General features: G+C 38.8%; 9 protein-coding genes. 4 read left to right on the plus strand and 5 right to left on the minus strand.

All coding sequences use genetic code 11. The annotated features are described in order from the left end of the window. Positions 1-47: 47 nt before the first annotated feature. Entirely contained in the window at positions 48-1,712 is a 1,665-nt protein-coding gene (locus tag FGM01_RS13755) for a dipeptidyl-peptidase 3 family protein (RefSeq protein ID WP_143411767.1), read from the minus strand. A gap of 207 nt (positions 1,713-1,919) precedes the next feature. Between FGM01_RS13755 and FGM01_RS13760 the strand changes: the two genes are divergently transcribed. Then, entirely contained in the window at positions 1,920-5,531 is a 3,612-nt protein-coding gene (locus tag FGM01_RS13760; protein WP_243735817.1) for a chemotaxis protein CheB, read from the plus strand. Between the two features lie 13 nt (positions 5,532-5,544). On the opposite strand, the gene FGM01_RS13765 is transcribed toward FGM01_RS13760, so the two are convergent. Further along, on the minus strand, positions 5,545-7,023 hold the full coding sequence (locus tag FGM01_RS13765) for an SLC13 family permease (protein WP_143411768.1): 1,479 nt from the start codon (positions 7,021-7,023) through the stop codon (positions 5,545-5,547). 248 nt (positions 7,024-7,271) lie between these two features. Here FGM01_RS13765 and FGM01_RS13770 point away from each other — a divergent pair, with 248 nt between their 5' ends. Beyond that, a complete protein-coding gene (locus tag FGM01_RS13770; protein WP_143411769.1) occupies positions 7,272-7,496 on the plus strand; it encodes a CDGSH iron-sulfur domain-containing protein in 225 nt (74 codons plus the stop codon). Between the two features lie 72 nt (positions 7,497-7,568). Here FGM01_RS13770 and FGM01_RS13775 read toward each other — a convergent pair whose 3' ends face one another. Next, positions 7,569-8,078, minus strand: coding sequence for a lactoylglutathione lyase family protein (locus FGM01_RS13775; protein WP_143411770.1), 510 nt, complete (start codon positions 8,076-8,078; stop codon positions 7,569-7,571). A 196-nt stretch (positions 8,079-8,274) separates the two neighbouring features. After that, complete coding sequence (locus FGM01_RS13780; protein ID WP_143411771.1) at positions 8,275-10,086, minus strand: alpha-amylase family glycosyl hydrolase; 1,812 nt, start codon at positions 10,084-10,086, stop codon at positions 8,275-8,277. 470 nt (positions 10,087-10,556) lie between these two features. Between FGM01_RS13780 and FGM01_RS13785 the strand changes: the two genes are divergently transcribed. Continuing rightward, complete coding sequence (locus FGM01_RS13785) at positions 10,557-12,002, plus strand: glycosyltransferase family 2 protein (protein ID WP_143411772.1); 1,446 nt, start codon at positions 10,557-10,559, stop codon at positions 12,000-12,002. 194 nt (positions 12,003-12,196) lie between these two features. Continuing rightward, positions 12,197-12,721 (plus strand): DUF4494 domain-containing protein, encoded by a 525-nt coding sequence (locus tag FGM01_RS13790; protein WP_143411773.1) that lies wholly within the window; start codon positions 12,197-12,199, stop codon positions 12,719-12,721. Positions 12,722-12,809: 88 nt separating this feature from the next. Here FGM01_RS13790 and FGM01_RS13795 read toward each other — a convergent pair whose 3' ends face one another. Continuing rightward, positions 12,810-13,997 (minus strand): response regulator, encoded by a 1,188-nt coding sequence (locus FGM01_RS13795; RefSeq protein ID WP_143411774.1) that lies wholly within the window; start codon positions 13,995-13,997, stop codon positions 12,810-12,812. Positions 13,998-14,007 lie beyond the last annotated feature (10 nt).

The following is a 14,007-nucleotide window of genomic DNA, read 5'->3' on the forward strand; positions in this document are numbered from 1 at the left end:
TTTGAATCATTTAAATAAAAACGGTCGCTCTAAGCAGCCGTTTTTGGTTATAGTCCCAGGACATCTATTCCCTGTTTAAAAATAATATCTACAGGTATATTTTTTTCGCTAAGTTTATTTAAAGATGCCGCTAAAGAACTATCTATTTTTCCATTCTCTTCGAATAATTTACCGGTTCCCTGGTAGTCGCCATCTCCCTGCAAAACCAGAATATCATTGGTTAAAGCATCAATTGCCATTCTAAATTTTAGTTCATCTACCTCATAATATCCTTCATCATTCTGAGTAAAGGCTCCCAGGTTTTTAAAATAGTTGAATCTTACCATATTTGCTTTCCCATGAGCGCTTGAGGCACCAAATCTTACAGATCTGAAAATACCCGCCAGGAAAGTTACATAATAGTCCATTAGATCTGTCTCATTCAATTCACCCATTTCGTGAAGTTTCGTGATCATATAAACTCCAAGCACATCGGCTTTTCCTTCTTCCAGTGCACCGGCGTAATCCTTCAGCGCTTCACGCACCGTACCGGTATTATTTATCGTGTTCTTTATTCCAAGCCCATGGGCTACCTCATGAAACATAGTATTAGCAAAAAAAGCGTCGAAGGTGATGTTTTTTTGTTGTTCCGGGGCAATCAGCTGTTTGGAAATGGGAACCAGGATCTGATCATATTTAGCTTTCATGGCATTTTTTAGCTGTGATCTTCTGCTGCCATAATTCTCCTGTACTTTTTCATCATTTGGAAGATTAATGGCAATAGTCTTGCTGCCTGCATTACAATCCCCGGCGTAATAAACTACATCATACGCATTAAGGTCTGAATCTGTGCCCGGATTATCCTTTTTGTATTCAGGATCAACAGGTAATTCGCGTTGCAGCATAGGCAGGAAGGAAACATACTTTTCAAGTCTTTTACTCCATTCGTCATCCTTAATGAGAATATATGATTCAAAAGCTGCTTTATAGCCAAATAGTCTATCTTCATAAGTTTCGATGGGGCCGGTCACCATATCTATGGTATTGTTTTTCATTTTCATCCAGGCAACATCGCTTTCATAATAATCATCGGTTATAAAAGCTTTAGCTCTTAAATTCAAATAATTCTTCAAACCATCATCTTCTGCCAGCTCAGCAGCTTGTTTTAATAGCTCTGAGGCTTTATTTAATTTCTCCGGGAACATTTCATGGTACCATATAGCTTTTAAATTTCCCTCCTCGTCCCGTCTTATAAAGGTGTACAGACTTTGCTTGTTGGGAAGATTGGCATTTTCAAATTCTTCCTTGGCCATATCTACTGGATAGAAGTTAGCCCCAGCAGGCTTTTCCCCATAATTCTTTATGAAAGGTTTCATGTTATTCAACCTGTCCCAGGGGCCATAATTTATGCGGACATACTCAGCCGTACGGTCATCCACATTAGCAAGCAAACTATCCTGACCGCCAAAAGCCTGATACCAGAATAATTCATCAGTGATTTTTGCTACTTCAATAAGAAGTGGGATCATTTTCCTTTGCTTTTCAGAAAGCTTTGAAATATCTGCGGAAAGCTCAACTTCATCATACTGGTCTAAGAGCTCTTGTATATTGTCACCGTTATCCACGATTGATTTTTCTTTAAATTCTTCTGAATTATTTTCTTTCTTTTCGGTTTTACAACCGACGGATAACGAGATAACTGCAAACATGAAAATTAAAACAAATCTGTTCATAAGCCTGGTATAGAATTAAACGTACCCTAAATTAACATAATATATTAACATCTGATTGTCAGGTAATTATATGTTTGACTGATTTTTTGGGTAGATTACCTTTATTTCCCTATAATCAGCCGGTTAAAGGATTCAGCGTGTCAAATTCCAGGGTTGCAAGAGAAAAAGTTTATATTTGAGATTCAATAATTAACCAAAACCATTACTTTGTCTTCAAGCAATGACCATATAGTTGTGGCAATGGGAGCCAGCGCCGGTGGACTTCAGGCCCTTTCAGACTTTTTTGCTACCGTACCACAGGATTGTGATTACTCATTCATAATTGTCCAACACCTTTCGCCTAATTATGAAAGTTTTACCGATGAACTTTTAGGCAAGAAAACCAGCGTACAAATAGATACCGTAAAGGATGGTGTTGTGCTTGAGAAGAACAGGATTTATGTCATTCCCTCGAATAAAAACCTTATTCTCAAAGGGGCTAAAATGATCCTGCAGGATAAACCTAAGGGCAGGATCTTAAATCTGCCCATTGATATATTATTTGAGTCACTGGCAGAAAACTTTGAGCAAAATGCTGTGGCTGTAGTCTTGAGCGGTACAGGTAGTGATGGTTCCAAAGGCATACAATCTATAAAAGCGCATGGCGGGATGATCATGGTACAGCAACCTGACCAGGCAAAATTTCCAGCCATGCCAGAGAATGCCATAAATACCAATATGGTTGATTATATTCTTCCGGTAGAGGAGATGATGACCGAGATGCAGATCTTTTTTCAGTCGCCAGATATCGTTGAGCTTTCTAATAAAATTCTGAATTATGATGAACTCTCTATGAATAAGATCCTGAATCTTATTCAGGAGGAGACAGATCTGGACTTTAATCAATATAAAAAACCAACTCTTTTAAGAAGAATGAGCCGAAGGATTAAAATTCTTCAGCTTGATTCATTTTCGGCTTACCATGAATATTTGCGGGAAAATCCGCAGGAAGTAATCAAACTCTACAAGGACTTCTTAATTGGCGTTACACATTTTTTCAGGGATTCTGCAGCCTGGGACGTATTGCGAAAACATGTAATACCTGAACTGGTAAAATTCAAGGGAGATGAAGGTGAATTGAAGATCTGGGATGTGGGGTGCAATACCGGGGAAGAAGCTTATACCCTGGGTATGTTATTCCTTGAAGAATGTAAAAAGCAGGAAAAGAAGATAAAATTAAAGATTTTTGCCACCGATATTTCTAAAGAAAATCTCGATGTGGCCAGTAAAGGGGTTTTTAAGCTAAATACAGTTGCCAATATTGATCATAAATATCTCTCATCCTATTTCACCAAGCAACATGACGATAATTATAAGGTTGTAGATAAGCTTAGGCGGGCGGTACTTTTTACAGAGCATAATATTTTACAGGATCCGCCATTTAGTAATGTTGATCTGTGCGTTTGCCGTAATTTATTGATCTATCTTCAAAATCCCGTCCAAAAAAGTGTCCTCAAAGTGCTGCATTATAGTCTGAAGGTGGATTCTTTCCTAATGCTGGGGCCAAGTGAAAACCTGGGTAGTGAGGAAGCCTACTATGAAGACATTAGTAGAAAGTGGAAAATTTACCGAAACATTAAAACTACTAAGCGCAGCAGAAACCGGTCTTTAAGTGCCTCCACTAGCTTTTCGAATTATAAGGAACCCAAAAAAACCAGTAAAAATGTAGAATTGCAGGGGGTAAGATTTAAAGAGCGAAGAAGGATCGATGAAACGGTAAGTTCTGCTATCCTAAGGCAGTTCAACGCTACTACCATCCAGGTGGACACTGAATTCAGGATAATTGAAGCGAGGGGAAATTTGAAAAGTTTTGTAAACCTTCCTGAAGAGGGATTCAGCTATAATCTTCTGGAGATCTTACCGGAGAAGCTAAATATACCCATCAAAACTTCTGTAAAGAAAGCCAAGAATGCCAATTCCCAGGTGATCTATGAAAAGGTACTGGTAGATAAGAATGGTGATTCTATGCTGGTAGACATTATGGTGCTTCCGGCGTTGATAGATAATGACGATCACGGGGAGACTTATATGGTAACGCTGCTTTCCCGAGATAAGACAGAGATTACCAATTCAATTAGAGAATCTTCCTCAATGAGTGCCACCGCTGCTCTAAGGATACGGGATCTGGAAGAAGAACTGGATATCACTAAAGAAGAGTTGAGCAAAGCTTTACAGGATACTGAAGCGAGCAACGAAGAATTACAGGCATCCAACGAAGAATTACTGGCTTCTAATGAAGAATTGCAAAGTACCAACGAGGAATTACAAAGTGTAAATGAGGAGCTGCATACGGTAAATAACGAACATCTTCAGAAAATGGAAGAGTTGGCCAATCTTAATGCTGATATGGACAACCTGCTTAAAAGTACCAAGATCGGGGTGATCTATCTTGATAAGGATTTCAGGATTAGAAAATTTACCAGCGCCATTAAAGAACATTTCAATCTGCTAAGACAGGATATAGGCAGGCATATTGACAACTTTATGGTGAATATCAAGAAGACATCCAGAGACGACCTGGTTTCACTGGCAAAAGAGGTCATGGAAACGGGAGTTTCAATAGATCGAAATGTAATTAGCAAGCAGCAAAGACATTTTTTGATGCGTATTACTCCTTTTACGGGCAGAAGTTCTGAGATCGAAGGTGTCGTGATTGCATTTACAGATGTGGAGGTTATTCACGAATCCCGGGTACTTTTACAAAAGAGTGAAAAGAAATTCAAGGATTTTTATGAATCAGATCCAATTATGCATGCCAGTATTAATCCTAATACCGGGATTCTTGTAGAATGCAATACTAAATTTCACAAAGCCCTGGGATATGCCAAGAAATCATCGGTAATAGGGAAACCTGTTTTTGATTTTTATTCCGAGGAATCCAGGATCAAGGCTAGTAAACTCTTAGAAACCCTGTCCAAAAACAAAGAGATAAGTAACCAGGAAATGGTGCTTATCACTAAAGGCGGGAAAGAATTACCAGTATTATTGAATTCTAATATTAAGCAGGATGAAGAGGGTAATTACTATACCCGGTCCACGTTAATGGATCTTACCGAGATCAAAAAAATCCGGCATGAACTTGAAATTCAGAAAAAAGAACTGGAAAATGCCAATATTGAATTAGAGCAATTTGTTTCTATCTGCTCACATGACCTTCAGGAACCTTTGAGTACCATTAAATTTGGAAGCGAGATCCTGAAAAAGAAATACAGTGAACAATTTAGCGGTAAGGCCAGTGAATACCTGGAATATATTAACCAGTCTTCCACCAGGCTAAGCGAGCAGATCAAAGCCTTGCTGGAACACAGTAAACTGGGACAGACAGATGATTTTGAAAATGTAGATATTGGTGAGGTTTTAAAACTGGTAAAAGAAGATCTTGCTTCCAGGATAGAATCTACCAACACCAAAATAACCACCTCCAAATTACCCGAGGTCTTTGGTTATAAAACAGAATTACGCCTGCTTTTTCAAAACCTTATTGGAAATGCTATCAAGTATAAACATAAAGACCGGTCTCCTGAAATTAGGATCTCTGCCTTTAAGGATGACCATTATTATCATTTCTCGGTTAGTGATAACGGAATTGGTATTAAAGAAGAAGATCTGGAGAATATCTTTAAAATATTCTCGAGGGTCGAAAAAGATAACACCGGAACAGGAGTGGGTCTGGCTCACGCCAAGAAGATCGTAAAACTACACAATGGTAAGATCTGGGTGGATTCTGAATATGGTAAAGGAAGTACCTTTCATTTTAAACTGATGCAAAGGCAGGATTAAACTTAAAATTGATTTAAGGCCTGTCTTTTAAAAACTGTTTGCTGAAACCAAAGGGATCGAAATCCCAGATAATAGGAAGCATAAGGTAAACCATGGCAGTGAGGAAAAGTATGGATATGATGTTCATCCAAATTCCGGTCCTAACCATATCTGGGATTCTAAGGTAACCAGACCCAAAAACCACTGCGTTGGGAGGAGTGGCCACCGGCAACATAAAAGCACATGAAGCCGCTACCGTAGTGGCGACTAAAAGCATATAAGGATTAAGATCCAGTTGCAGGGCTATAGGCGCCAGGATGGGTAAAAGCATGGCGGTAGTTGCCAGGTTAGAAGTTAGCTCGGTAATGAAATTTACACAAAAGATAATGAACAGGATCAGTAATAATAATGGCAGAGCTTGCAATAAGGTCATTTGTGAACCCAACCATTGAGCCAGGCCTGAAACTTCGAATCCCGAGGCAAGGGCCATACCTCCACCAAACAGCAATATAATTCCCCAGGGAATTTTAACTGCTTCCTGCCAGTTGATTAGTCTTCCTTTTTCCTTTCCGGTATTAATCATAAATAAAATTATCGCTGCTACAATAGCAATAATTGTATCGTCTATTCCCGGGAAAATAGGTTCTAAAATATAAGATCTGCTAATCCAGGAAAGGGCAGTAAGGATAAATACGATCATTACTATCTTTTCCTCTTTCTTCATTGGTCCCAGTTCTGAAATTAATCTCCGGATCTCCTGTTTACCTCCGGGGAATGCCTTTTGCTTAAAATTGAAGGCAACCTGAGTAAGATAGAACCAGCAAACAATCAATAGAGTTACAGAGATGGGAAGGCCAAATTTTAACCACTGGTAAAAGCTAATTTCAATATTGTAAATTTCCTGTATATATCCTGCAAACACCAGGTTTGGAGGGGTTCCTATTAAAGTAGCGATACCACCAATAGAAGCACTATAGGCGATACCAAGCATTAAAGCACGACCAAAAATTAAATTTTCATCGTTCCTGGTGGCTGGATTATTTTTTAACTGGGAAATTATAGACATCCCAATGGGTAACATCATGACTGAAGTAGCAGTATTGGATATCCACATGGAAAGAAAAGCAGTTGCGATCATGAAGCCCAGAATGATATTTTTTACATCTGTACCTATAAGCCTTATAATATGCAGGGCAATCCGCTTATGCAGGTTCCATTTCTCAATAGCAACTGCCAGGATAAAACCACCCACGTAAAGAAAAATATACTTATGCCCGTAAGAGGCAGTAGTAGAGGATAGGTCCATGGCCCCGGTGAGTGGGAATAGAACGATAGGGAGCAAGGCGGTAACCGCGATGGGAACGGCCTCGGTAATCCACCATAAAGCTATCCAGATCGTTGCGCTTAGTATATCCCAGGCATGTTCCGGCATCCCGGCAGGGGTAGTGATACCTTGCAGAATAATAAAGATCAAAGGACCCAGAATCAGGAAAATATTCTTGTTGACCTTCATCGGTAAAAATTCGAATGCATATTGTTTGGCATATTTGCGAAATAGACTGCGGTATTCAAATGTAATTTATTCCAAAAAACTAAACAGATGAAAATTTTGAGCACAGTTTTAGCTCAATTTGAAATTCCGGGATCAAAAAATCAAACTGATTTATTTTTTGTGCATTTTTCACTGCTTTATATTCATATTTAAATTATACTTACCGGCTTAAAAGGATAAATAAAATTAATCTAGAAAATAGAATTATTATGTCTAAAACCAAACTAACTGTCCTAAGCAATGGATCTTTGAAGGTACAGGGCGATTTCGAGATCGTGGATAAAGTAGGTAATACTTATGACCTTGGAGGTAGAGACCAGGTATCTCTTTGCAGATGTGGCCTATCTAAAAATAAACCTTTTTGTGACGGAGCTCACAGAAACCATTTTGAACATAAAGCCGAAGCTTTCGATCTTCCACCCAAGAAGATATAGATCAATTTTAAAAAACAAAAGCACCATTTACTGGTGCTTTTATTTTTAGGCCATCTCTAAAAATCTTTAAAATTATTCTGAATATGCCCCGGAAGAGTAGGTGAGTTCATAACTATGCGTATAGATCTCAAATACTATTCCGAAAGGATCTTCTACATAACACATTTTATAGGGCTTTTCATTGGGATAATATTCCCTGATGGGCATTCTTTGTTTCCCTCCATAAGCTACGATCTTATCTATTAATGCCTCAATGTCCGGCTCCTGAACACAAAAATGGAAAAGACCGGTATTAAATGGTTTGAATTCCGGGCCTTCTTTTTTTCCATGGGGAAATGAAAACAATTCAATGCCAATTCCATCTGAGGTTGACATATGAGCAATCTCGAACTGCTCCCAGTCTTCACCAAAAACGTCGATACACATTTGCCCAATGGCCGTATCCCTTTCCTTTTTTACGGTAGAGGGTTTCATGATTATATACCAACCCATAACGTCGGCGTAAAATTTCACAGCTTTTTGTATATCGGGTACAGTAAGTCCAATATGAGAGAATGATCTGGGATAACTTGATTTGTGCATAATACTATCATTTTAGATAAGAGAGAATATCAAAACCTTAATATTACTTCTCTATTATTTATCCATTAAATTAACCCAAAAAATCTGGCTCCAATCTAAGCGAAAGATTTTAGCATTTAAATAACAAATTAATCAGCATGCTCAAGAATCTTTGCCTGAAGGGGACGTCACTATTGGAGTGGGTTCAGTTCTATTTTCATAAGGTATAGATCTGTGCACCATATGCCGGGATATTTAATTCTCCGGTCCATGCTTTATCATCGGTGACCTTCTCTGCCGTGTTCATCCCATCAACCTCCATTTCAGAGAAATCCTCATCATAACCTTTCCAGGTACTATTGAACCTTAGCTTCCAATCTGTGCCTTCCTCGATCCCTATCCCGTAGTTTTCATAGTCACGGTGACTGAAGTTAATAACAACCAGCACAGGTTCCACATGATCCCCGCTATTCAATCTTTTATAAGCCAGAATTTTAGTCTCCTGGTTGAGGTGAAGAATCTCTGTCTCCTGTCCTCTCAATCCATTTGTCCCACCATGAAGACCGGTTCTAAGCCCTATTAGATCTGAGGCAAGCCTGCCAATTCCTTTTAATTTTTCATACTTCTCCCAATCCAAACCTTCATCGTCTTTAAAATATTCATCTTCCATAAATTCCTGTCCCTGGAAGATCATGGGAATGCCAGGAGCCGTAAGAACCAGGACCAGACCAAGAATCGCTCTTTTTTTGGCAAAAGCACTTTCTGCGTCACCGGGTTGTATCTCTTCCGGTACCCGTGCTTTTCCATTGGCAACTTCGTCGTGGGATTCAGTATAAATAACCCTGGAAAAAACATCATTACCATATCGATAGGTCAAGGCTTCAGCAATAACTTCAAGGTTTCTCCCATCATCATCAGGATGGATAAGGGCTTCCCGTATTGGATGAACAAAATTCATATCCCACTGGGTTCCGTAACCAATACCTCCATGGGCAATATCGTTCGTGATAATGTCCTGTCCTTTGAGATCTTCTGCTATGGTGAGAACATTCGGGAATTTGCTTTTAATTTCAGAATTAATGTCCCGCATTAAAATTATACCTTCCAGGATCTCTGTATCAAAGCCTAATCCGCCTCCTTCATATCTTATATATGAGGTGGCGTCCATTCTGAGGCCATCACAATGATATTTTTCTATCCACATAAGGGCATTATCCCTGAAGTATTGTCTTACTTCCGGCCTTCCGTAGTCTGGCCTGGTATCTCCCCACGGAGTTTCACTGCGCTGGTCGTTATAAAAGTAGATACCACCCTTATCATTTTCACTCCAGCCATCAAACTGCCATAAGTCAACATCAGAAGGTCCCAGATGGTTGTATACCACATCCATGATTATCCCGATGCCCATTTTATGTGCTTCCTTAACTAACCTGAATAACCCGTCTGGTCCTCCATAATCCTGTTCTATAGCAAAAGGATGCGCGGGGTTATAGCCCCAGGAAATACCACCTGCAAATTCCGCTACCGGCAGTAGCTCAATACAATTGATACCCAGTTCTTTCAAATAGGCCAATTTCTCGATTACATCATCAAAAGTTCCAACCTGGTCGGGTTGTTTGCGGTTAAAAGTACCAACGTGTAATTCGTAAATCACCAGTGTATTCCAGGAAGGTAATTGATAATCATCTCCTTCCCAGTCAAAATTGAGGGTTCTAACTATAGAATTACCGTTGGAATTTGTGACCTCCAGGGCATAGGGATCGTTTCTCAGAAGCTTTTGTCCTGAATTCCAGATCACATATTTATATTGGTCTCCTTCCTTAGCCAGATCTGTAGTTCCAGCCCAGTAACCATTTTCTTCTTTTTCCAGTTCCAGATCATCTTCTGTCCAGGAGTTAAAGTCACCTGAGACAAAAACCATCTCAGCATGTGGAGCCCATACCCTAAAGGTAGTGTATCCAATTTCTACAATCGCCCCCATTCCTTCAGACGCGACTATAGGTTGCAAAACATTCATTTCCTCTTTCATTTTCATCGATTTGGTAAAAACCAGATAAAATTACATCACGAAAAGAAGCTAATATTTTATTTGTGAGGAAATTAACTAGGGTTTCAATCTGGTTAGGCAGAATGGTTTTTTCAAAAGTTTTTAAAACTTAATCAAAATTTCTGATGTTGAATTAAGACCAAACATTTTTACTCTAACAGGTATTTTTTAGATACTTTTGCCGGCCAATTCAGAGAGGCGAAAGAATTTACTGACATAATCTGTAAAAGCTTATTGAAATATGATTTAAAGTGCCTTCAGAATTATAGTTCAGCTATTAATAGGGTATTTGGGAAATTATACTGTGGTATTCCGCCACAAGAAGGGATTTTAGGTCAGCTTCAACCATTTGAAAATCAGTCGTTTGTGAAGTGGCATGTGATTTGGTATGACCGCTATGCCGGAGAGTTAAAACCGGTATTACCAACACCATTTAAAAGTAAAGTTTAAATATGAGATCGAATAAAATATATAGAGAACAAAAAGAAGATCAAAAAGTGATTAGTGAAAAAAATGCAGAAGAGAGATTTAATTCTTTCGATCTGGACAATGAGACTGTTAAGCCAAGAAACCTTAAGGGCATCATGGTTAGAGCGGCTAGTTTTTTACTCTTGCTTGGAGCTGCTTACCTGGCATTTACTTTACAAAGTGATTTCAGCCAGTATAGACTGGAGCGATTCAATTCATCCTGGGGCTTTGGATTTTTTATAGTTGCCACCGCTTTATTCGTTTTTAAAGCAGGTTTCTTTTTTTATAACCTCTTTTTGTACTTAAGATATAAACCGGTGCAGGGAGTTGAGGATGCAAAACTACCAACCACTACGGTGATTGTTCCGGCGTATAATGAAGGGAAACAGGTTTGGTCTACCTTAATGAGTCTTGCGGAGAGTGACTATCCCGCAGAAAAACTGCAGTTACTTGCTATTGATGACGGAAGTAAAGATGATACCTGGTCCTGGATGCTGGAAGCCAAAAAGGTTTTGGGCGACAGATTAGCGATCTACCAGCAGCCGGAGAATAAAGGTAAACGTCATGCTCTATACCGTGGATTTAACCTGGGAACAGGAGAAATTTTTGTAACCGTGGATAGTGATTCTGTAGTTGCAAAAGACACTCTGCGCAACCTGGTAAGTCCATTTGTAGTAAATGAAAAATGTGGAGCTGTTGCCGGTAACATAAGGGTTCTAAACAATGAGAAGAAAGCCTTGTTGCCAAAGATGCTGGATGTGAGTTTTGTACTTAGTTTTGAATTTGTACGCTCAGCAGAAAGTAGCCTGGAATCTGTGCTATGTACCCCGGGAGCCCTGGCAGCTTATAGAAGTGAAGCTGTATTTGCCTGTCTTCCCGAGTGGATCAACCAGACATTTATGGGGAATCCCTCAGATATTGGGGAAGACAGAGCTATGACCAATATGATCCTGAAGCAGGGATATCATGTATTGTTCCAGAGAAATGCTTATGCCTATACCAATGTTCCTGAAAAATATACCGGTTTATATAAGATGTTCATTAGATGGGGAAGAAGTAACGTACGTGAAAACCTGGCTATGGCAAAATATGTTTTCACAGATTTTAGAGAAGGAAGAAAACTTGGGATCAGAATATTGTTCGTAAACCAGATCCTTAAATTGATCATGAGCTACCCGGTGATCTTATTGATGTTCTTCTTTGTTTTTACGCATCCAATTCTTTTCCTGAGCTCGACGCTTTTAAGTATACTTATCTGGTCCAGTTTCCCGGTATTGTTCTATGCCAAGAGGTATAAATTATCTGAATCCCTTTGGGCTTATTCTTATAGTCTGCTTTATACTTTCGGGTTATTCTGGATCACTCCTTATGCGATCGCCACTGCGAGCAGAAGGGGATGGTTAACCAGGGAGCTAAGTGTTAAAAAATAACTCAGGTTTATATAAATTAAAAAAGGGGGATCTTAAAACGGTTCCCTTTTTTTTGAGCATACTTTAATTTGAAATAAATCTTACGTGTAAGTACTTCAGCTTCCGAAGAATGTAATAAATGTTGATTTCTATGGTTGGTTTTAGTTCCAAACGCCTGATTAAAAATATATATTTGGCGTCCTAAAATATATGATATGAGCGTAATTTGGTATGAATGTAAGGTGAAATACAGAAAAACACACGAGACAGGAGAACAGAAGGTAACTACAGATACCTATTTACTCGACGCGGTATCTTATACTGAAGCCGAAGCCAGGATTACTGAAGAAATGAAGGCATACACTAGTGAGGACTTCAGAATAATGAATATAAAAGTGGCTAATTTTTCAGAGGTTCATCCTTTTGAAAATTCAGACAGGTGGTTTAAATCCAAGGTTTCTTTGGTTGCCCTCGATGAGGAAAGCGGTAAAGAGAGAAAGACAAATAGGTACCTGTTGGTTCAGGCGAATGATGTAAAGGAAGCTTTTGAAAATACCACCACGGCCATGGAGGATACTATGGGCGATTATACGATCCCTTCAATTACTGAATCGCCCATTTTAGATGTTTTCCCATATTTCACCGGGGAAGAAGAACAGTTAGAAAAATTCAACGTGCTTGAAGATGAGGATAATCAGGAGGAAATTATTTCTGAGATAACTGAAGTCGAGGCGGGTTAAGTCGCAGAAAAGGTTATAGAAATACAAAAAGCATCTTGTTCAGATGCTTTTTGTATTATGGGTTATGATAACATTTACTTGATAGCATTTAAACCGTAACCTTATTATATGCTTTATTCTTCGCTACATATAAAGACCTTTTAAAGGTATATTTTAAATAGATCTCTATTAACTGTATGCCGATTTTCATAGAATCTTTCATGGATAATTTTGAACCATCTTCATGGATCCATCTTTTTAAGGGTTGTTCACAGATGAATTTCTGCACATTCTGTTTTCCATAATAGATTTTCATGCGCATAAATACTTCTACATCAAACAGCCACTTAGTATAAAAAGGTCGGTTAAATGCTACGCTAATAAGTTCTTTACGCATTATTTTGGCGCCGCACTGTGTATCTCTAAAAGGCATTCCCAGGATCTTGCAGATGATAAGGTTTATGGTCATGCTAATTAGTTTCCTGGCGCTTTCCTTTGTTATATTGGCTCCCATTCTGGAGATTCTCGAACCATTTACGATCTTGAAATCACTTGTTTCCAGGGTATTTACCAGGTCATCAAAATCCTGAAGATCTGTAGAGAGGTCAGCATCGAGGAAGCCTACATAGTCAAGGTCTGGCATATTAGCCATATATTTTAAACCTTGTCTAACGGCCTCTGCTTTACCCCCATTTTTAACGCAATTAAAAATGCTTATAGAATTCTCTCTACCTACTCTTAAATTATTAAGTACCTCTAAAGTATTATCTGTGCTACCATCGTTAACGAAACACAAATGATACCCGGCATTCTTGTCTATAAATTCAAGAAATGAAGCCGATTTTAAACGCTTTTCTTCATTATAACAGGGTATTACCACTCCAACGCACCTGCTCTGTAAGGTGGTATTCTTAATATCCTTAGTTGTTCCCCTGGTCTCTGATCCAAGAATACTTTTAACTCTGATGCAAACTTCATCCAGGCTTAAAGGTTTTTTCATGAAATCACTAATACCCAATTCAAATGCTTCGATCAAGGAATCTTGATTACGATCTCCACTTAAAACCACGATTGGAGTTTTATCAAGTAGGCCCTTTCGAATATATCTTATAACGTCCAGGCCAGAAGTTTGCGGCATATTGATATCAAGTATTAAAAGATCTGGTTTGAATTTCATAAAAAACTGGATACCTTCTTCAACATCGGTGGTGGTCACTACTTCATAACCCTGTTCTTTAAGCCTCTTTTCAAGTGGCATAAGAACTAATTGCTGGTCGTCTATGGCTAAAATTTTCATAACTGGTTAG

Origin of the sequence: Christiangramia sabulilitoris, assembly GCF_007050985.1 — a bacterium.
Taxonomy (GTDB): Bacteria; Bacteroidota; Bacteroidia; order Flavobacteriales; family Flavobacteriaceae; genus Christiangramia; species Christiangramia sabulilitoris.

Excerpts from the sequence above, each read along its gene's own strand:
- FGM01_RS13755 (WP_143411767.1), bottom strand. The coding sequence starts at position 1,712 with ATGAACAGATTTGTTTTAATTTTCATGTTTGCAGTTATCTCGTTATCC.
- FGM01_RS13765 (WP_143411768.1), bottom strand. The coding sequence starts at position 7,023 with ATGAAGGTCAACAAGAATATTTTCCTGATTCTGGGTCCTTTGATCTTT.
- FGM01_RS13770 (WP_143411769.1), top strand. The coding sequence starts at position 7,272 with ATGTCTAAAACCAAACTAACTGTCCTAAGCAATGGATCTTTGAAGGTA.
- FGM01_RS13775 (WP_143411770.1), bottom strand. The coding sequence starts at position 8,078 with ATGCACAAATCAAGTTATCCCAGATCATTCTCTCATATTGGACTTACT.
- FGM01_RS13780 (WP_143411771.1), bottom strand. The coding sequence starts at position 10,086 with ATGAAAGAGGAAATGAATGTTTTGCAACCTATAGTCGCGTCTGAAGGA.
- FGM01_RS13785 (WP_143411772.1), top strand. The coding sequence starts at position 10,557 with ATGAGATCGAATAAAATATATAGAGAACAAAAAGAAGATCAAAAAGTG.
- FGM01_RS13790 (WP_143411773.1), top strand. The coding sequence starts at position 12,197 with ATGAGCGTAATTTGGTATGAATGTAAGGTGAAATACAGAAAAACACAC.
- FGM01_RS13795 (WP_143411774.1), bottom strand. The coding sequence starts at position 13,997 with ATGAAAATTTTAGCCATAGACGACCAGCAATTAGTTCTTATGCCACTT.